At 60.6% G+C, this 19,859-nt stretch carries 17 protein-coding genes and 2 pseudogenes; 6 read left to right on the forward strand and 13 right to left on the reverse strand.

All coding sequences use genetic code 11. The features are described 5' to 3' along the window. Nucleotides 1–90: 90 nt before the first annotated feature. On the reverse strand, nt 91–1,038 hold the full coding sequence (locus ELQ88_RS33455; RefSeq protein WP_128870584.1) for an alpha/beta hydrolase: 948 nt from the start codon (nt 1,036–1,038) through the stop codon (nt 91–93). 97 nt (nt 1,039–1,135) lie between these two features. Between ELQ88_RS33455 and ELQ88_RS33460 the strand changes: the two genes are divergently transcribed. Further along, nucleotides 1,136–1,717: a DUF6436 domain-containing protein gene (locus ELQ88_RS33460; protein WP_128870583.1), complete on the forward strand. Its 582-nt coding sequence runs from the start codon at nt 1,136–1,138 to the stop codon at nt 1,715–1,717. 108 nt (nt 1,718–1,825) lie between these two features. Next, nucleotides 1,826–4,237, forward strand: a complete 2,412-nt coding sequence (locus ELQ88_RS33465) for a penicillin acylase family protein (protein ID WP_138969431.1) — start codon at nt 1,826–1,828, stop codon at nt 4,235–4,237. 137 nt (nt 4,238–4,374) lie between these two features. Here ELQ88_RS33465 and ELQ88_RS33470 read toward each other — a convergent pair whose 3' ends face one another. Then, a complete protein-coding gene (locus ELQ88_RS33470; RefSeq protein ID WP_138969432.1) occupies nt 4,375–5,340 on the reverse strand; it encodes a GlxA family transcriptional regulator in 966 nt (321 codons plus the stop codon). A 326-nt stretch (nt 5,341–5,666) separates the two neighbouring features. Between ELQ88_RS33470 and ELQ88_RS33475 the strand changes: the two genes are divergently transcribed. After that, nucleotides 5,667–6,308 (forward strand): HD domain-containing protein, encoded by a 642-nt coding sequence (locus tag ELQ88_RS33475; RefSeq protein ID WP_138969433.1) that lies wholly within the window; start codon nt 5,667–5,669, stop codon nt 6,306–6,308. 141 nt (nt 6,309–6,449) lie between these two features. Here ELQ88_RS33475 and ELQ88_RS33480 read toward each other — a convergent pair whose 3' ends face one another. The 4 genes from ELQ88_RS33480 to ELQ88_RS33495 form a co-directional block, all read right to left on the reverse strand. Further along, nucleotides 6,450–7,343 carry an ABC transporter permease subunit gene (locus ELQ88_RS33480; protein ID WP_128870578.1) on the reverse strand — a complete coding sequence of 298 codons (894 nt, stop codon included), beginning with the start codon at nt 7,341–7,343 and terminating at the stop codon, nt 6,450–6,452. Continuing rightward, nucleotides 7,340–8,260 (reverse strand): ABC transporter permease subunit, encoded by a 921-nt coding sequence (locus ELQ88_RS33485; RefSeq protein WP_138969434.1) that lies wholly within the window; start codon nt 8,258–8,260, stop codon nt 7,340–7,342. The genes ELQ88_RS33480 and ELQ88_RS33485 overlap by 4 nt, the downstream gene beginning before the upstream one ends. After that, the gene (gene potA, locus ELQ88_RS33490) at nt 8,257–9,399 is read right to left on the reverse strand and encodes a polyamine ABC transporter ATP-binding protein (protein WP_128870576.1); all 1,143 of its coding nucleotides are present in this window, start codon (nt 9,397–9,399) and stop codon (nt 8,257–8,259) included. Before potA ends, ELQ88_RS33485 begins: the two co-directional genes overlap by 4 nt. A gap of 72 nt (nt 9,400–9,471) precedes the next feature. Next, a complete protein-coding gene (locus ELQ88_RS33495; RefSeq protein WP_138969435.1) occupies nt 9,472–10,569 on the reverse strand; it encodes a polyamine ABC transporter substrate-binding protein in 1,098 nt (365 codons plus the stop codon). A 153-nt stretch (nt 10,570–10,722) separates the two neighbouring features. Between ELQ88_RS33495 and ELQ88_RS34945 the strand changes: the two are divergent. Then, nucleotides 10,723–10,800: pseudogene (locus tag ELQ88_RS34945) on the forward strand (outer membrane lipoprotein carrier protein LolA); the annotation flags it as partial. Between the two features lie 11 nt (nt 10,801–10,811). Here ELQ88_RS34945 and ELQ88_RS33505 read toward each other — a convergent pair. The 4 genes and pseudogenes from ELQ88_RS33505 to ELQ88_RS33520 form a co-directional block, all read right to left on the reverse strand. Next, a complete protein-coding gene (locus ELQ88_RS33505) occupies nt 10,812–11,909 on the reverse strand; it encodes a polyamine ABC transporter substrate-binding protein (protein ID WP_138969614.1) in 1,098 nt (365 codons plus the stop codon). A 181-nt stretch (nt 11,910–12,090) separates the two neighbouring features. After that, nucleotides 12,091–13,455 (reverse strand): aspartate aminotransferase family protein, encoded by a 1,365-nt coding sequence (locus ELQ88_RS33510; protein WP_138969436.1) that lies wholly within the window; start codon nt 13,453–13,455, stop codon nt 12,091–12,093. 59 nt (nt 13,456–13,514) lie between these two features. Next, the gene (locus ELQ88_RS33515) at nt 13,515–14,873 is read right to left on the reverse strand and encodes a glutamine synthetase family protein (RefSeq protein ID WP_128870573.1); all 1,359 of its coding nucleotides are present in this window, start codon (nt 14,871–14,873) and stop codon (nt 13,515–13,517) included. A 145-nt stretch (nt 14,874–15,018) separates the two neighbouring features. Then, a pseudogene (locus tag ELQ88_RS33520) lies at nt 15,019–15,291 on the reverse strand (gamma-glutamyl-gamma-aminobutyrate hydrolase family protein); the annotation flags it as partial. A 278-nt stretch (nt 15,292–15,569) separates the two neighbouring features. Between ELQ88_RS33520 and ELQ88_RS33525 the strand changes: the two are divergent. Then, complete coding sequence (locus tag ELQ88_RS33525) at nt 15,570–16,946, forward strand: glutamine synthetase family protein (protein WP_054616983.1); 1,377 nt, start codon at nt 15,570–15,572, stop codon at nt 16,944–16,946. Nucleotides 16,947–17,171: 225 nt separating this feature from the next. Beyond that, nucleotides 17,172–17,810 carry a TetR/AcrR family transcriptional regulator gene (locus ELQ88_RS33530; protein ID WP_128870571.1) on the forward strand — a complete coding sequence of 213 codons (639 nt, stop codon included), beginning with the start codon at nt 17,172–17,174 and terminating at the stop codon, nt 17,808–17,810. A gap of 204 nt (nt 17,811–18,014) precedes the next feature. Here the strand turns inward: ELQ88_RS33530 and ELQ88_RS33535 are convergent, their stop codons facing one another. The 3 genes from ELQ88_RS33535 to ssuC are packed head-to-tail and all read right to left on the reverse strand — an operon-like array spanning nt 18,015 to nt 19,851. Further along, nucleotides 18,015–18,230 carry a TOBE domain-containing protein gene (locus ELQ88_RS33535; protein WP_003229256.1) on the reverse strand — a complete coding sequence of 72 codons (216 nt, stop codon included), beginning with the start codon at nt 18,228–18,230 and terminating at the stop codon, nt 18,015–18,017. Nucleotides 18,231–18,265: 35 nt separating this feature from the next. Continuing rightward, nucleotides 18,266–19,072: an aliphatic sulfonates ABC transporter ATP-binding protein gene (ssuB, locus tag ELQ88_RS33540; protein WP_128870569.1), complete on the reverse strand. Its 807-nt coding sequence runs from the start codon at nt 19,070–19,072 to the stop codon at nt 18,266–18,268. Then, the gene (gene ssuC, locus ELQ88_RS33545; protein ID WP_138969437.1) at nt 19,069–19,851 is read right to left on the reverse strand and encodes an aliphatic sulfonate ABC transporter permease SsuC; all 783 of its coding nucleotides are present in this window, start codon (nt 19,849–19,851) and stop codon (nt 19,069–19,071) included. Before ssuC ends, ssuB begins: the two co-directional genes overlap by 4 nt. Between the last annotated feature and the right edge of the window lie 8 nt (nt 19,852–19,859).

Consider the following 19,859-nt stretch of genomic DNA (forward strand, 5'->3'; position numbering starts at 1 on the left):
CCACATTTGATCGCTGCCGTACACAAAATCAGTGTTCGCTGCAGATCCAATGTGGGAGCGGGCTTGCTCGCGATGGGGCCCGAACTGACGCTAAAGATTCCGCCCCTTGATCCGCTTGCTCAAAAACCCGAAATACTCCCCCCGCAACGCCAGCGTCTCATTCGCCAGATGATGCCGCGCCTGCGGCAGCATCAACACCTGCGGCCGATCGAACTTGGCCTTCAACACGGCAAGGTTATGCTGCCAGTCCACCGTCATATCCGCCTGCCCCTGCACAATCAGCGGCCGCCGCGTACTGCCCGGCGCGGCCTCGATGCGCTTGATCCACCGCGCCAGCGCACCGACCCAGGCGGTCGGCAACCGTAGCGGCTGCAACGGATCAGCCTGCAAAAACGGCAAGAAATCCGGGTCGTTGGAGTTTTCGCTGAAGCGCCGCGCGATGGCTTTGACGAAAGGCCTGAGCAGGTAATAGCTCAGTTGCGACCAGCCCCAGGCCCGGGGCCGCACCAACGGCGACAGCAGGATCACCAGCCCTTGTGCCGGACTGCTCGCCCCCGCGTTGAGCACATGATCGATCACGATCGCGCCGCCAGTGCTTTGCCCGCACAGGTGCCACGGCTGCGGCAGATCGAGGGCGCGCGCCTCGGCGAACAACCCTTGCAGCGTGTCCTGATACTCGGCGAAATCCTTGATGCTGGCGCGTTCACCGCTGGACAGGCCATGCCCTGGCAAGTCGCAGGCAATCACCGCAAACCCCTGGTCCAGCGCCCACTCGATCACATGCCGGTAGAGCCCGGTGTGATCATAAAAGCCGTGGAACAAAAACAGCGTCGCCCTGGCCTGCTGCGGCCACCAGAACTGGCAGACCACGTCATAACCATCCACCGCGAAACGACCCAGGCCGCTGCGCAGATGTCGCCCCGCAAAATCGAGCCCATAAAAACACTGGTAGGCCAACGCCTCCACCGACAGGGGCTGCGCCTCAGCCAGTGGCCGCAGACTGGCACGCAGATGATCGGGGTCGAAAGTGGCAGGCATGGACGATTCCAGAGCATGAAACGGACTTTATAAGCCTGCGATATTCTTCTGTCGCGGCAAGCATGGCAAGCTGGGCGACCTTCGAGGATTGAAACCCATGCGTTCGCCCTACCGCACCCCACTGCTTGCCTGCCTGCTCGCCCTGGTGTGTGCCGGTGTGCTTTGGGCCGCTTATGACTGGTTTCAGGGACGCTACCTGCGCGCGTTCAGTTCACACACCGCCGTGTTTTCCGGCGACCCGCTGCGCCTGCCCGACAACCTGGCCGGCCCCGGCGCCATCCGCCTGGTGCACTTCTGGGACCCGGCCTGCCCGTGCAACGTCGGCAATCAACAACACCTGGGCGAACTGGTCGAGCAGTATGGACCCCAGGGCGTAGAGTTTTACTCGGTACAAAAACCCGGCAGCCACGGCCAGTTGCCGAGTACCTTGAGCAATTTGAAAACCATCACCGTCCTGCCAGGTTCCGAACAGATCCCCGCCAGCCCGGCCGTGGCGATCTGGGATCGCAACGGCAAGCTGGCGTATTTCGGCCCGTACAGCGAAGGCCTGACCTGCAATTCCAGTAACAGTTTTATCGAGCCGATCCTGCAGGCGTTGAACCAAGGCCGGACAGTGGATGCCACGCACACACTGGCGGTGGGGTGTTACTGCCCGTGGCCTGTCGATACCACGAAATAGGGAAAAACCCCGCCATACGAATCCCTCCTAAGGGCGATGGGCCAATTCGCCGAGCCGTGTTAAACAGTGGCGCCAGGGAACTGCTGCCACTAATAACAAGGAGTCACCATGAAACGTAGCCTGACCGTCGTCGCCCTGCTGATTGTCGCGCTCGCCGCGGGCGCCGGCTGGTACGTTTACAGCAAGCAGCCGACACGCCAGGGCATGGTCGAGCTGCAACACCTGCAAGGTTCGGTCACCGTGCGCTATGACGAGCGCGGCATCCCGCACATCCGCGCGGAAAACGAACCGGACCTGTACCGCGCCCTCGGATACGTGCACGCCCAGGATCGGCTGTTTCAAATGGAGGTCCTGCGCCGCCTCGCTCGCGGGGAACTGGCCGAGGTGCTGGGCCCGAAATTGCTCGATACCGACAAGCTGATGCGCAGCCTGCGCATTCGCGAACGGGCCGAAACCTACCTGGCGAACCTGGACCAACAGTCGCCGGCCTTTATCGCCATGCAGGCCTATCTGGACGGCATCAACCAGTATCAGGACAGCCATCCGGCACCCGTGGAGTTCGATGTGCTGGGCATTGCCAAGCGCCCGTTCACCGCCCAGGACACCATCAGCATCGCCGGGTACATGGCCTACAGTTTTGCCGCAGCGTTTCGCACCGAGCCCTTGTTGACTTACGTGCGCGATCAGTTGGGGGCCAACTACCTGACTGTCTTCGATCTCGACTGGCAGCCCAAAGGCGTGCTGGCGAAGACGCCCGGCGGCGCCGTGCCGTCCCTGGGCAGCGTCGACTGGAAAGATCTCAACGCCCTCGCCCGCCTCAGCGAACAGGCACTGGCCGACAACGGCCTGCCGCAATTCGAGGGCAGCAACGCCTGGGTGGTCTCGGGCAATCGCACCAAAAGCGGCAAGCCGCTGTTGGCCGGTGACCCGCATATCCGCTTTTCCGCGCCGTCGGTGTGGTACGAAGCGCAGCTATCGGCGCCGGGCTTCGAGCTCTACGGTCATTACCAGGCGTTGATGCCGTTCGCCTCCCTCGGGGTGAACCGCGACTTCGGCTGGAGCATCACCATGTTCCAGAACGACGACTTGGACTTGATCGCCGAGAAGGTCAATCCGCAGAATCCGAATCAGGTGTGGTATCGCGGCAAGTGGGTCGACATGGTGAGCAGCGAACAGCAGATCGCGGTCAAAGGCCAGGCGCCCGTGACGCTGGTGCTGCGCCAGTCGCCCCACGGTCCGATCGTCAATGATGCACTGGGCAACAGCGTCGGCAAAACGCCGATCGCCATGTGGTGGGGCTTTCTCGAAAGCCAGAATCCGATCCTCGAGGGTTTCTACCAGCTCAACCGCGCCGACACCCTGGCCAAGGCGCGCAGTGCCGCCGCCAAGGTGCAGGCACCGGGCCTGAACATCGTCTGGGCCAATGCCAAGGGCGATATCGGCTGGTGGGCGGCCGCGCAATTGCCCAAACGTCCGGCGGGTGTGCGGCCGTGGTTCATCCTCGACGGCAGCACCGCCGAAGCGGACAAGGAAGGCTTCCACCCGTTCAGCGCCAACCCGCAGGAAGAGAACCCGGCGCGAGGCTATATCGTCTCGGCCAACTTCCAGCCGCCATCGCCCTCCGGGATGGAGATTCCCGGGTACTACAACCTGGCCGATCGCGGTCAGCAGCTCAATCGCCAGCTCAGCGACAAAACCATCAAGTGGGACCTGGCCGCCAGCCAGAAGCTGCAGCTGGGCACCACCACCGCCTATGGCCCGCGCTTGCTCGCGCCGTTGTTGCCGGTACTGCGCGAAGTGGTGAGCGATCCGGCCGAACTCAAACTGGTGGAGCAACTGGCCCAGTGGCCAGGCGATTACCCGCTCGAGTCCACCAGCGCCACGCTGTTCAACCAGTTCCTGTTCAACCTGGCTGACGCATCTATGCACGATGAGCTGGGCAATGATTTCTTCGAAACGCTGCTCTCGACCCGGGTGATCGACGCTGCACTGCCGCGCCTGGCCGCGACCGCCGACTCGCCGTGGTGGGACAACCGCAACACCCTTGGCAAAGAAACCCGCGCCGATACGGTCAAGGTCGCCTGGCAAGCGAGCCTCGCGCACCTCAAGACCACCTTGGGTGCGGATTTCGCGCAATGGCAATGGGGCAGGGCGCACACCCTGACCCATGGCCATCCACTGGGGCAGCAGAAGCCGCTGGATCGGGTCTTCAACGTCGGCCCGTTCGCCGCGCCCGGCGCGCATGAAGTGCCGAACAACCTCTCTTCCAAAATCGGCCCGGCCCCGTGGCCGGTGACCTACGGGCCGTCGACCCGTCGCCTGATCGACTTCGCCGACCCGGCCCACAGCCTGACCGTCAACCCGGTTGGCCAGAGTGGCGTGCCGTTTGACAGGCATTTTGATGACCAGGCGGAGGCGTATATCGAAGGGGTGTATTACCAGGCTTACATCAACGACGAAGAAGTTACCGCCAATACCCGCAGCACGTTGAAGCTGTTGCCGGCGCGGGCTGCGCGATAGATTTTTGTTGCCTGGGCTGACGTCTTCGCGGGCAAGCCTCGCTCCTACAGGTTAGTGGTTATCTCATGATCGAAACATGATCTGTAGGCGCGAGGCTTGCCCGCGATGAGGCCCTGGCAGGCAACAACAATCTCAGCTCACACCACCGCCGCAAAATTCAGCCTGAACTGCTGCGGCGTCACCCCAAGCCGGCGGTTGAACACGCTGCGCATGTGCTGGGCATCGCGAAACCCGCACTGGTAGGCCACGGTCTTGAGCGGCGAATGGGTGCTTTCAAGCAGTACCCGCGCCGCATCTACCCGCGCCCGTTCGACGAATTCCGCCGGGGTGATTTTCGCCTCCCTGGCAAACACCCGGGAAAAGTTGCGGGCGCTCATGTTGGCGGCGTTGGCGAGGTCGGCAATCGTCAGGTCGCCGGTGAGGTTGGCCAGCACATAGTGCTGAACCAGGGCCACCGCCGAGGTCGGTTCAGCGTGTGGCGTGAGGAATGGGCTGAACTGCGATTGCCCACCCGAGCGCTGGGTGAATACCACCAGCCGCTTGGCCACGCTCAGGGCCACTTCCGGCCCATGGTCCCGACCCAGCAGGTACAACGACAAGTCGATCCCCGCCGTGACCCCCGCCGAGGTGTACAACTCGCCATCCTGCACGTACAGGCGATCGGCCTCGACCCGGGTCGAAGGGCATAACGCAGCCAGTGCCGCAGCATCGCCCCAATGGGTGGTCACCGTTCTTCCATCGAGCAAGCCGGCCCGGGCGAGGATGAAGGCGCCGTTGCAGATCGAGCCAAAACGTTGCGCCGACGCACTGGCATCGCGCAGCCAGGCATCGAATGCCGCGCCGAAATTCATGAACGGCAACTGCGGCCCACCGGCCACCAACAGCAAGTCATAAGCCTGCTGCGCCTCGCTGAAATGCCGATGGGCGTTGAGCGACAAACCGTTGGAGCACGCCATCACCCCGCGCTCGACGCCGATCACTTCCAGGCGATAGTGATCTTCCGGCGCCAGGAAGCGATTGGCTTCGCAGAACACATCCATGGGACCGGTGACGTCCAGGGACTGGACGCCGGAAAACACCACGATGGCGACGGTTTTCTGCATGGTTCAAAACGCCCTCGATGGGTTGATCACGTAGCTGAGACAAACACAAAACCTTGTGGGAGCGGGCTTGCTCGCGAAGGGGCCGTGTCAGTAAATAGAGATGCTGACTGAAAGACCGCCTTCGCGAGCAAGCCCGCTCCCACATGAACCGTGCGTAGCCTCTCAACATCGCCAACCCTAGCCAATCCGCGCGCAACAAGCGAGGCTGGCGCGATATGCCTGCTCATTGGCAAGGATCGCAGCCATGGATCGATTGTCCGGCTCGGGGTGCCGGAACAGACTGGATTCCTCAGCGCCGCCACGGCGTTCTCCACGAGGAAAGCAGCATGAGCAGCACCATCGCCGGCATCAAAATCCCCGACAGCGCCTTGGCCCGGGCCACCACCGAATACATTCGCGACGTCGAGTCAGACCTGCTGTACCACCACTCGCGCCGGGTGTTCCTGTTTGGTGCCTTGAGCGGTGAGCGCAAGCAACTGGCCTACAACCCCGAGTTGTTGTACGTCGGCGCGATGTTCCATGACCTGGGGCTGGTGGAAGGTCATCGCACGCAGGACGAGCGCTTTGAAGTCGACAGCGCCAACGCCGCCACAGCGTTTCTGCAGCCTTATGGTTTATCGGACGACGATATCGAGCAGGTGTGGTTGTCGATTGCCTTGCACACCACACCGGGTGTGCCGCAACACCTGCGTCCCAACGTGGCGCTGGTCACGGCCGGGGTTGAAATGGATGTGCTGGGTATCGACTATGCCGCGTTCCCGACGGCGCAGCGTGAAGCGGTGGTGCATGCGCATCCACGGGGTGACGGGTTCAAGGCGTGCATCCTGTGTGCTTTTGCCAATGGCTTCAAGCACAAGCCGGACACCACGTTCGGGACTGTGAATGCGGATGTGCTGGTGGACAGTGAGCCGGGGTTCAAGCCGATGAATTTTGTCGAGGTTATCCGCAGATCTCCCTGGGTTGCCTAGACCCCTGTGTCGGAGCTGGCTTGCCAGCGAAAGCGGTGTGTCAGCCAACATTGATGTCGGCTGGAAGGGCCTCTTCGCTGGCAAGCCAGCTCCTACAGGGGATCGGGTTGGCCACACCAAGGTGGTCAACCCGACGTCAGCTCAAACCGCTTCCGGCGCCTGCTGTGCGCGACGTGCGTCCGGTTGTCGCCAGGAGTCGGCAGCGCCTTCCTCGATCGCCTGCTGGATCGCACGCTTGCGACTTTCTTCGGCGCGGCGGCTGAAGAACCAGACCAGGAACGTCATCAACGATACCGCCAGCAGAATCAGGCTGGCCACGGCGTTGATCTCCGGTTTGACCCCCAGGCGCACCGCCGAGAACACTTCCATCGGCAAGGTAGTCGAACCGGGCCCCGAGACGAAACTGGCCAACACCAGGTCATCCAGCGACAGCGCGAAAGACATCATGCCGCCCGCCCCCAGGGAGGGCGCGATCATCGGGATGGTGATCAGGAAGAACACCTTCCACGGCCGTGCACCGAGATCCATCGCCGCCTCTTCAATGGACAGGTCCAGCTCGCGCAAGCGCGCCGACACCACCACCGCCACGTATGCCGCACAGAACGTGGTGTGGGCGATCCAGATGGTGACGATGCCGCGTTCCTGTGGCCAACCGATCATCTGCGCCATCGCCACGAACAGCAGCAACAGCGACAGACCGGTGATCACTTCCGGCATCACCAACGGCGCGGTGACCAGGCCACCGAACAGCGTACGCCCCTTGAAATGGGTGATACGGGTCAGCACGAACGCCGCCAATGTACCCAGCGCCACCGCCGCCACCGCCGTGTAGCAGGCGATTTCCAGCGAGCGCACCACCGAGCCCATCAGTTGGGTGTTGTCCATCAACCCGACATACCACTTGATCGACCAGCCGCCCCAGACCGTCACCAGCTTGGAGGCGTTGAACGAGTAGATCACCAGGATCAGCATCGGCGCGTAGATGAACAGCAAACCTGCTATCAGCATGAAACTCGAGAAACGGAAGCGCTTCATTCCTTGCCCTCCATTTCTTTGGCCTGGCTACGGTTGAACAGGATGATGGGCACGATCAGGATCAACAGCATGACCACCGCCAGGGCAGACGCTACCGGCCAGTCACGGTTGTTGAAGAACTCTTGCCACAGCACTTTACCGATCATCAGGGTTTCCGGGCCGCCGAGCAGTTCCGGGATCACGAACTCGCCCACCACCGGGATGAACACCAGCATGCAGCCGGCGACGATGCCGTTCTTGGACAGCGGGATGGTGATCTTCCAGAAGCTGTTGAAGGTACTCGAACCCAGGTCGGACGCAGCCTCCAGCAGGCTGTTGTCGTGCTTCACCAGGTTGGCGTAGAGCGGCAGGATCATGAAGGGCAGGTACGAATACACCACGCCGATATACACGGCGAGGTTGGTGTTGAGGATCTGCAGCGGCTCATCGATCCAGCCCATGGTCATCAGGAAGCCGTTCAGCAGCCCGTTGTTGCTGAGGATGCCCATCCACGCATACACGCGGATCAGGATCGCGGTCCAGGTCGGCATCATGATCAGCAGCACCAGCACCGTTTGCATCTCTTTGCGGGCACTGGCAATCGCGTAGGCCATCGGGTAACCGATCAGCAGACAGAGGACGGTACTGATCAGCGCCATCTTCAACGAGCCGAGGTAAGCGGCGATGTACAACTCGTCGTCGGCCAGCATCGCGTAGTTGCCCAGGTTAAGCAGCAACTGCACCTTCTGGTCGAGGTAGCTGTAGATCTCGGTGTACGGCGGAATGGCCACGTCGGCTTCGGCAAAGCTGATCTTCAACACGATGAAGAACGGCAACATGAAGAACAGGAACAGCCAGATGAAGGGAACCCCGATGACCAACTGGCGGCCACCGGGAATTATTCGATTGAGGCGGCGTTTGAATTTGCGCATGTTCATGAGCGAAGTACCACGCCGCTGTCGTCTTCCCAGTACACGTAGACCTGGTCACCCCAGGTTGGGCGCTGCCCGCGGCGCTCGGCGTTGGCGACGAAAGACTGGACGATCTTGCCGCTCGGCAACTCGACGTGGAACACCGAGTGACCGCCCAGGTAGGCGATGTCGTGCACCTTGCCGCTGGACCAGTTGTATTCGCAGGTCGGCATGGTCGGGGTCACCAGCAGTTTTTCCGGACGGATCGCGTAGGTGACCGACTTGTCCTGCACCGAGGTGCTGATGCCGTGACCGACGTAGATGTTGCGGTCCAGATCCTTGCAAGTGATCAGCGCATGGCCTTCGGCGTCGTCCACCACTTCACCGTCGAAGATATTGACGTTGCCGATGAATTCGCAGACCAGGCGGCTGGTCGGGGTTTCGTAGATGTCGATCGGGCTGCCGATCTGGGCGATCCAGCCCAGGTGCATGATCGCGATGCGCTCGGCCATGGTCATGGCCTCTTCCTGGTCGTGGGTCACCATGACGCAGGTCACGCCGACCCGCTCGATGATCTCGACCAGCTCAAGCTGCATTTGCGAGCGCAGCTTCTTGTCCAGCGCCCCCATCGGTTCGTCGAGCAGCAACAGCTTAGGACGCTTGGCCAGGGAACGCGCCAGGGCCACCCGTTGACGCTGGCCACCGGACAACTGATGCGGCTTGCGCTTGGCGTATTGCGTCATCTGCACCAGCTTGAGCATGTCCGCCACACGGGCATCGACTTCCGCGGCGGGGATTTTGTCCTGCTTGAGGCCGAAGGCGATGTTCTGCGCCACGGTCATGTGCGGGAACAAAGCGTAGGACTGGAACATCATGTTGATCGGCCGCTCGTACGGCGGCATGTCGGTGATGTCTACGCCATCGAGGAAAATGCGTCCCTCCGTGGGTCGTTCGAAGCCTGCGAGCATGCGCAGCAAGGTGGATTTGCCCGATCCCGAACCGCCGAGCAGGGCGAAAATTTCGCCTTTCTTGATTTCCAGGGACACATCGTCCACGGCAATCGTCTCGTCGAACTTCTTCGTGACCCGGTCGATTTTGACCAGCACCTGTTTAGGTGACTGGTCGCCCTCGAGGGCTTTCTTATAGGCGCCGGAGGCAACTGCCATTTACGAAACTCCCAAAAAAAAGAGTGCAGTTCGCTCAAGGTGAGCCAACCTTGGATAGTTTGAGCCTTGCAGCTATTTACCCGACTTGACCTTGGTCCAGCTGCGGGTCATCAAACGTTGAATCTTCGGTGGTAACTCGATGGACACGTAAGTCTTGTCGAGGACTGCCTGTGGTGGATAAACCGACTCGTCGGTGCGAATGGACTGCTCCATCAACTTGTCCGACCCGGGGTTCGGGTTGGCATAGCCGACATAATCACTGACCTGGGCGATCACCTCCGGTTTCAGCAAATAATTGATGAACGCGTGGGCTTCCTTCACGTTGGCCGCATCCTTGGGGATTGCCAACATGTCGAACCACAGTGCGCCGCCTTCCTTGGGAATCGAGTAGGCGATGTTCATGCCTTTGCCGGCTTCAGCCGCGCGGGCCTTGGCCTGGATCATGTCGCCGGAAAAACCGATCGCGACGCAAATATCGCCGTTAGCCAGGTCCGCGATGTATTTGGAAGAGTGGAAGTAGGTCACGTAAGGGCGCACCGCGAGCAACTTGGCTTCGGCCTTTTTATAGTCTTCGGGGTTGGTGCTGTTGGCGTTGAGGCCCATGTAGTTGAGGACGGTGGGCATCATTTCATCGGCAGAGTCGAGGAACGCCACGCCGCAGCTGTGCAGCTTCTTGATGTTCTCCGGCTCGAATACCACATCCCAGGAGTCGATCTTGTCCAGGCCCAGCACGGCCTTGACCTTGTCGACGTTGTAACCGATGCCGTTGGTGCCCCACAGGTACGGCACGGCGTACTGGTTGCCCGGGTCGTTCTCCTCCAGGCGCTTGAGCAGCACCGGGTCGAGGTTGGAGTAGTTGCTCAGCTGCTTCTTGTCGAGCTTCTGGAACGCGCCGGCCTTGATCTGCTTGCCAAGGAAGTGGTTGGACGGCACCACCACGTCATACCCGGTGCGCCCGGCCAGCAACTTGCCTTCCAGGGTTTCGTTGGAGTCGAACACGTCGTAGACCGGCTTGATCCCGGTCTCTTTCTCGAAGTCGACCAGGGTGGTCTCGCCGATGTAGTCAGACCAGTTATAAATATGCACGGTGCCGGCCGCCTGGGCACCGACGGCAATCGTCAGGCCGGCGCCGACCAGCAGGGCATTGCGCAACAAAGAAAAAATAGGCAAGTGGAGGTCCTCTAAAATTAGTTGGGCCCAAGTTGCCCCGCGTTACATGACAGCCATGGCTGCCCGGCAACAAAACCGGCGCGCAACTTACCCTCGAAAAACCATTCCAGCAAAACTTTTATACAGACACCTGTAGGAGCGAGCTTGCTCGCGATGGTCGTCAACGATATCGCGTGGTGCCTGACACCCCGCGGTGTTCCCGTTATTTTCGCGAGCAAGCTCGCTCCTACAAAAGTTACGACTTACTTACCGGATTTGATCTTGGTCCAGCTGCGAGTCAGGATCCGCTGGGTGGCGGCCGGCAAGTCGGCAATCGCGTACAGCTTGGCCAGCACGTCGGCCGGCGGGTAGATGCCCGGGTCGGCGGTGATGTCTTTATCGACCAATGGGGTGGCCGCCGCGTTACCGTTCGGGAAGCGCACCGCGTTGGTGATCTCAGCCATGATTTCCGGCTTCTGCAGGAAGGTCATGAACTTGTAGGCGCCTTCGACGTTTTCGGCATCTTTAGGGATGGCGACCATGTCGTAGAAACTGCCCGCACCTTCTTTCGGAATGTTGTAGCTGACCTTGACCTTGTCACCGGCTTCAGCCGCGCGGGTCTTGGCCTGGTAGATGTCACCCGAGTAACCGATGGCCACGCAGATGTTGCCGTTGGCCAGGTCGGAGATGTACTTGGACGAGTGGAAGTAGCCGATCGAAGGGCGGACCTTCAGGAACAGCGCTTCGGCTTCAGCCAGTTGTTTTTTGTCCTGGCTGTCGGTTGGATAGCCCAGGTAGTGCAACGCCACCGGAATCATCTCGGTTGGCGAGTCAAGGACACTGATACCGCACGACTTCAACTTCGCGGCGTTTTCAGGTTTGAAGATCAGGTCCCAGGAATTGGTGGGTGCATCGGCGCCCAGTGCAGCCTTGACCTTCTCGGCGTTGAAACCGATGCCGATCGAACCCCACATGTAAGGGAAGGCGTGTTCGTTGCCCGGGTCGCTCACCGAGACTGCTTTAAGCAGGTCAGTGTTCAGGTTCTTCCAGTTGGGCAACTTGGACTTGTCCAGCTTCTGGTAAACGCCGGCCTTGATCTGCTTGGCCAGGAAGTTGTTCGACGGTACGACGATGTCGTAGCCGGACTTGCCTGCCAGCAACTTGGCTTCGAGGGTTTCGTTACTGTCGAATACGTCGTAGACCACCTTGATCCCCGACTCGGCTTCGAACTTCTTGACGGTATCCGGTGCGATGTAATCGGACCAGTTGTATACGTGAAGAACCTTGTCATCCGCCTGAACTACGCCTGCCATCACGCCCATCAGGGACATGGCGAGGAGGGTCTTGCCAGCGATCTTCATACCTAATGCCTTCATGGGTAATGCTCCAATTTTTCTTTTTAGCCAACTGTCCGGCGGCCGTTCCCGTGCATCCGGACAAGCGGTAGTCTGGCAAGATCCAAGGCAGGCTTTCAAGGAAAGACCCATCCTTTGTTTGCACTGAGCGAAGTGCACACGTCACACCCCGCCCAGAGCCTAGCACTTAGCCCTGCAACGCACTCAAGGTCAGGTCCAGACACTTGCGTGCCTTTGTTATCAGCTCATCGATTTCAGCCGGTGTAATCACCAGGGGCGGAGCGATGATCATGGTGTCGCCGACGGCGCGCATGATCAGGCCGTTTTCGAAGCAGAACGTGCGGCAGATCATGCCAACGCCCTTGCCCTCGTAACGTTTGCGAGTGGCCTTGTCCTGAACCAGTTCGATGGCCCCCAACAGACCAACGCCGCGCACTTCACCCACCAGCGGGTGATCGTTCAGCTCCCGCAGACGCTTCTGCAAATAGGGTGCCGTTTCTGTACGAACGCGCTCGACAATTTTTTCTTCGCGCAGGATGCGGATATTTTCCAGGGCCACCGCAGCGGCCACCGGGTGCCCGGAATAGGTGAAGCCGTGGTTGAAATCGCCCCCTTCGTTGAGCACCGCCACCACTTCGTCACGCACGATCAGGCCACCCATCGGGATGTAACCGGAGGTCAGGCCTTTGGCGATGGTCATCATGTCGGGCTTGAGGCCGTAGAAATCGGTACCGAACCACTCACCGGTGCGACCAAACCCGCAGATCACTTCGTCCGCCACGAACAGGATGTCGTACTTGGCGAGGATTGCCTTGATGCGCGGCCAGTAGGTGTCTGGCGGAATGATCACGCCGCCGGCACCCTGGATAGGCTCGGCAATAAAGGCCCCGACGTTGTCGACGCCGACTTCCAGGATCTTCTCTTCCAGCTGATTGGCGGCCCAGGTACCGAACTCATCCGGCGTCATGTCGCCACCTTCACCAAACCAGTACGGCTGGGCGATATGGACGATGCCCGGGATCGGCAAATCGCCCTGTTCGTGCATGTACGTCATGCCACCCAGGCTCGCGCCGGCCACGGTCGAACCGTGATAGCCATTCTTGCGGCTGATGATGACCTTCTTCTTCGGTTGGCCCTTGATCGCCCAATAGTGCCGAACCATACGCAACATGGTGTCGTTGCCTTCGGAACCGGAACCGGTGAAGAACACATGATTCATGCCTTCAGGCGCGATGTCGGCGATGGCCTTGGCCAGTTCCAGCACCGGCGGGTGAGCGGTCTGGAAGAACAGGTTGTAATAAGGCAGTTCGCGCATCTGTTTGCTGGCGGCATCGGCCAGTTCATCGCGACCGTAGCCGATCGCTACGCACCACAGGCCGGCCATGCCGTCGAGGATCTTGTTGCCTTCGCTGTCCCAGAGGTAAACACCCTTGGCGCTGGTGATGATCCGCGGGCCTTTCTCTTTCAGCTGCTTGAAATCGCTGAACGGGGCCAGGTGGTGATCGTTGCTCAGGGTTTGCCATTCACGGGTTTGCGGGTTGTTGCTGGTCATGCGAACTCTCCTAAGATTTTCAGTGAAGGGCGCGGCAATTTCCCGCCGCGCCCGGCGCATCAGACGGCAAAGAGCAGGAATTCCCGCTCCCACGAACTGATCACGCGCTTGAAGTTTTCATGCTCGGCCCGCTTGACCGCGACGTAGCCAGTGATGAATTTCTTGCCCAGGTATTTCTCGACGGTCGCGCTGTTTTCCATGCGCTCCAGCGCGTCCTCGATGGTCAGCGGCAGGCGCAGGTTGCGGCGTTCATAGCCGCGCCCCACGACCGGCGCACTTGGGTTCAGGCCTTCGACCATGCCGATGTAACCGCACAGCAGGCTCGCGGCGATGGCCAGGTACGGGTTGGCATCGGCCCCCGGCAGGCGGTTTTCCACCCGACGGTTTTGCGGCCCCGCATCCGGAACCCGCAGGCCCACGGTGCGGTTCTCTTCGCCCCACTCCACGTTCACCGGCGCCGAGGTGTCCGGCAGGAAGCGGCGGAACGAGTTGACGTTCGGAGCGAACAGCGGCAACAGCTCGGGGATCAGTTTCTGCAAGCCACCGATGTGGTTCAGGAACAGCTGGCTCATGGTCCCGTCTTCATTGGAGAAGACGTTCTTGCCGGTCTCGATGTTGATGATGCTCTGGTGCAAATGCATCGCGCTGCCCGGCTCGCCGGTCATCGGCTTGGCCATGAAGGTGGCCGCCACGTCATGCTTGAGTGCGGCCTCGCGCATGGTGCGCTTGAACACCAGGATCTGGTCGGCCAGGGACAGGGCATCGCCGTGACGGAAGTTGATTTCCATCTGTGCGGTGCCGTCCTCGTGGATCAGCGTGTCGAGGTCCAGCTCCTGCAGCTCGCACCAGTCGTAGACGTCTTCGAACAGCGGATCGAACTCGTTCGCCGCCTCGATCGAGAACGACTGGCGACCGGTTTCCGGGCGGCCGGAGCGGCCAATCGGCGGTTGCAGCGGATAGTCCGGGTCCTCGCTGCGCTTGGTCAGGTAGAACTCCATTTCCGGCGCCACGATCGGCTGCCAACCGTGGTCGGCATAGAGTTTCAGGACCTTCTTGAGCACGTTGCGCGGCGACAGCTCGATCGGGTTGCCTTGCTTGTCGTAGGTGTCGTGGATCACCTGGGCAGTCGGCTCGATGGCCCAGGGCACCAGGAACACCGCATTCGCGTCCGGCCGGCAGATCATGTCGATGTCGGCCGGGTCGAGCAGTTCGTAATAGATGTCGTCTTCGACATAGTCGCCGGTCACGGTCTGCAACAGAACGCTCTCGGGCAGGCGCATGCCTTTTTCGGCAATGAACTTGTTGGTCGGCGAAATCTTGCCCCGGGTGATCCCGGTCAAGTCGGCGATCATGCATTCGACTTCTGTGATCTTGTGGTCTTTCAACCAATCGGTGAGCTGGTCGAGGTTGTGACTCATAAATGCCTCTTAGGCTGAGTTTCCTGACTCTTATAAGTCAGGCGTTGTTTGACGCATCGGCGTCGCTTGGTACAGATTGCCACTGCAAGGGCCGCGCACAAAGGCCCACCTCGACAATGTCATGGGTCAACCAGCGTGTAGAGGGGCGTGCAGAATCATGAGCAGGTCTCGGCACATTGGCCGGGCCACTAGCGTAAAACGGTTCTATATTAGAAACAGAGCCGGTAAAGAGAATGGCATCCGGACCGTCCAGAATATCGGACAGGGACGGCACATCCGGCAGGGATGGAACAATCAACGGCACGCCCTTGGCCGCGGAGGCTGCGGCGTGGACGTAAGTGTCGCCACTGATGTGATAAGCATGCAGACCGATCTGCCCGGGGCAGAGGGTGACGCCGATTAACGGCAGGCGAGACATGAAGCACCCCGGTATTATTGCTGTTATGGGTTTGAATCGAGCTTAGCCTTGTTCATTTTTTTACACAACACCCCCGTAAAAAATACAACACGGCCCGCTCAAGCCCGCGGCCGGCAAAGCGCTCAAAGGCATAAAAACGCGCCAAACTGCCGCAAAAAAGCCTTACGAGCGCTTTTTTAGGGCAAAAAAGGCCTTACTTGACTTCGGCATGCCGTTCGGGTTGACTGGAAACCGAAGAGATCAATGATTGATATTTTTAACAACAAAGGTGTTGCATCATGTCGGTACCCCCGCGTGCCGTTCAGCTTAACGAAGCGAACGCGTTCCTTAAGGAACATCCTGAGGTTCTGTACGTTGACCTTCTGATTGCGGATATGAATGGTGTGGTGCGCGGCAAGCGCATTGAACGCACCAGTCTCCACAAGGTTTACGAGAAAGGCATCAACCTGCCGGCCTCTCTATTTGCTCTGGATATCAATGGCTCGACGGTGGAAAGCACCGGCCTGGGCCTGGACATCGGCGATGCTGACCGAATCTGCTATCCAATCCCTGACACCCTGTGCAACGAGCCCTGGCAGAAGCGCCCTACCGCGCAACTGTTAATGACCATGCACGAACTCGAAGGTGAACCTTTCTTCGCGGATCCCCGTGAAGTCCTGCGTCAAGTTGTTACCAAGTTTGACGAGATGGGCCTGACCATCTGCGCCGCGTTCGAACTGGAGTTCTACCTGATCGACCAGGAAAACGTGAACGGCCGTCCACAGCCGCCACGCTCGCCAATCTCCGGCAAACGCCCGCATTCGACTCAGGTGTACCTGATCGACGACCTCGACGAATACGTCGACTGCCTCCAGGACATTCTGGAAGGTGCGAAGGAGCAAGGCATCCCGGCCGACGCCATCGTCAAGGAAAGTGCCCCGGCGCAGTTCGAAGTGAACCTGCACCACGTGGCCGACCCGATCAAGGCCTGCGACTACGCGGTCCTGCTCAAGCGCCTGATCAAGAACATCGCCTACGACCATGAAATGGACACCACCTTCATGGCCAAGCCTTATCCGGGCCAGGCGGGCAACGGTCTGCACGTCCACATCTCGATTCTCGACAGAGACGGCAAGAATATTTTTGCCAGCGAGGATCCCGAGCAGAACGCCGCACTGCGTCACGCGATCGGCGGTGTGCTCGAGACCCTACCGGCGCAGATGGCTTTCCTCTGCCCGAACGTCAACTCCTACCGTCGTTTCGGCGCACAGTTCTACGTGCCGAACTCGCCGTGCTGGGGCCTGGACAACCGTACCGTGGCGATCCGCGTCCCGACCGGTTCTTCCGATGCCGTGCGCATCGAACACCGTGTAGCCGGCGCCGATGCCAACCCGTATCTGTTGATGGCTTCGGTCCTGGCAGGCGTGCACCACGGCCTGACCAACAAGATCGAGCCGGGCGCACCCGTGGAAGGCAACTCCTACGAGCAGAACGAGCAGAGCCTGCCGAACAACCTGCGCGATGCACTGCGCGAGCTGGACGACAGCGAAGTCATGGCCAAGTACATCGATCCGAAATACATCGATATCTTTGTCGCTTGCAAGGAGAGTGAGCTGGAAGAGTTTGAACATTCCATCTCCGACCTTGAGTACAACTGGTACCTGCATACCGTTTAAGCGGTTGCAGTGAAAACAACGCCGCCGGCCTCACAGCCAGCGGCGTTTTTTTATGGCCGCCTTCGGCGGTTCGCTGGCAAGCCAGCTCCTACAGGGGATCTTTAGCGAATACAGATCTTGTGCTCGACACACAACCTGTAGGCGCCGGCTTGCCGGCGAAGGCGTCCTGGAAGACAACACACAACCCTGCTCGTACAATGCCCGCTGCCCCCGCAGGAGACTTCAATGACCCGACTCGCCACCCCACGCAAACCCCGCGCCCGCAGCCAGGCCCGGATCGATTCGATCCTCGATGCCGCCCGCACGCTGCTGGCTGCCGAAGGCGTGGCCAGTCTGTCGATCTACAGCGTCGCTGAACGCGCGCAGATCCCGCCCTCCTCCGTCTACCACTTCTTCGCCAGCGTCCCTGCCCTGCTCGAAGCCCTGACCGCCGACATCCACGCCGCCTTCCGCGCTTGCCTGCAAGCGCCCATCGACCACGGCGCCCTCAGCGGCTGGCGCGACCTGTCGCGGCTGGTGGAACAGCGCATGCTCGAGATCTACAGCGAAGACGCCGCAGCCCGGCAACTGATCCTCGCCCAGCACGGCCTGACCGAAGTCACCCAGGCCGACCGCCAGCATGACATCGAGCTCGGAGACCTGATGCACAAGCTGTTCGATCATCACTTCGAACTGCCAAGGCTGCCGAGTGAAGTCGATGTGTTTGCACTGGCCATGGAGTTGGGGGATCGGGTGTATGCGCGCTCGGTGCAGCAGCACGGGCAGATTACGCCGCGGATGGCGGAGGAAGGGATGCGGGTGTTTGATGCGTATCTGGGGCTGTATTTGCCGCCGTATTTGCCGAAGCGCGCTATATCGACCTGATTTTTTTGTTGTCCGTGCGGGCCTCTTCGCGAGCAAGCCCGCTCCCACACTAGACCGCTGCCATGCGCAAAATTTTTTGTACACCACAGATCAAATGTGGGAGCGGGCTTGCTCGCGAAGGCCGCACCACCGCACTCACTGATTCACACCCACAAAAAACCCCAAAGGGCTCACGCCCTCCGGAGTCGGGTGCACCGCATGCGCTCACAACTTGGCGATCGACACCTCGGTGGATTTCACAAACGCGATCACTTCGCTGCCAACCACCAGCTCCAGCTCTTTTACCGAGCGCGTGGTGATCACCGACGTCACGATGCCGGAAGCGGTCTGCACGTCGATTTCCGAAAGGACATCACCCAGGACGATTTCCTTGATCGAGCCCTTGAACTGGTTGCGAACGTTGATGGCTTTGATAGTCATGATGTTGATTCCTGTCTTAGAGGTGAGGCTTTGAGTTATTGCGCCCAACGCAATTGCGTAGGCAACGGTGAAACAGGTTCCGGCTCCGGCGGCTGTCCGGGCAGCGCCAGGACGCGGTTGAGCACTTCGGTTTCCAGTGCCGCCAGCCGATGGGAGCCGCGCACCCGAGGGCGTGGCAGTTCCACGAGCAAATCGAGACCGACTTCACCGTCTTCGATCAGGATCACCCGATCGGCAATCGCCACCGCTTCACTGACGTCGTGGGTCACCAGCAACACGGTAAAGCCGTGCTTTTGCCAGAGGCGTTCGATCAGCTGCTGCATTTCAATGCGAGTCAAGGCATCCAGGGCGCCCAGGGGCTCGTCCAGCAACAGCAAGCGCGGTTGGTGGATCAGCGCGCGGGCCAGGGCCACACGTTGCTTCTGCCCACCGGACAAGGCCGCCGGCCACTCGTTGGCGCGGTCCGCCAGGCCTACCGCTTCCAACGCTTCCAACGCTTGCGGCCGCCAATTGCCCTTGAGCCCGAGACCGACGTTGTCGATCACCTTCTTCCAGGGCAATAGACGCGCTTCCTGAAACATCAGCCGGGTGTCTTCCCGCGCCTCGCTCAGCGGCGCGGAGCCGGCCAGCAATTCACCGCCCGTGGGTTTGTCGAGCCCGGCAAGCAAGCGCAGCAAGGTACTTTTGCCACAGCCGCTGCGACCGACGACCGCGACGAATTGACCGGCTGGAATATGCAGGTCGATCTCGCGCAACACTTGCCGCGAACCAAAGGTTTTTTGCAGCTTGCGCACCGCCAGCGGAATACCGCGCAGCAGGCGTGGAGGTTGTTGAGCAGTCATGCGGCACCTCCTTTAACGACCTGGTAGGCCGGATGCCAGCGCAGCCACACACGTTCAAGCCCACGGGCCGCGAGGTCGGCGAGTTTGCCGAGCACCGCGTACAGCAGAATCGCCAGCACCACCACGTCGGTCTGCAGGAACTCCCGGGCATTCATCGCCAGGTAGCCTATGCCGGAGCTGGCGGAGATGGTTTCCGCGACGATCAGGGTCAGCCACATGAAGCCCAGGGCGAAGCGCACACCGACCAGAATCGAAGGCAGAGCACCGGGCAGGATCACCTGACGGAACAGGCTGAAACCGGACAAGCCATAACTGCGGGACATTTCCACCAGCGCCGGGTCGACGTTGCGGATGCCGTGATAGGTGTTGAGGTAGATCGGGAACAACGTGCCCAGGGCGACCAGGAAAATCTTCGCCGACTCGTCGATGCCGAACCACAGGATCACCAGCGGAATCAACGCCAGGTGCGGTACGTTGCGGATCATTTGCACCGAGCTGTCGAGCAGGCGTTCACCCCATTTCGACAGGCCGGTGATGAAACCCAGGGTCAGGCCGATGCCGCCGCCAATGGCGAAACCCAGCGCCGCACGCCAGCCGCTGATGGCCAGGTGAGTCCAGATTTCACCGCTGCGGACCAGGCTCACGCCGGATTCGATGACGGCAATGGGCGCGGGCAGGATTCGCGTCGACAACCAGCCCGCCGACACCGACAGCTGCCATACCGCCAGCAGCAACACCGGCAACGCCCAGGGCGCGAGGCTATGAATAAGTTTCTTCATGGCCCGCC

This window comes from Pseudomonas sp. MPC6, assembly GCF_006094435.1.
In the GTDB taxonomy this organism is placed as follows: domain Bacteria; phylum Pseudomonadota; class Gammaproteobacteria; order Pseudomonadales; family Pseudomonadaceae; genus Aquipseudomonas.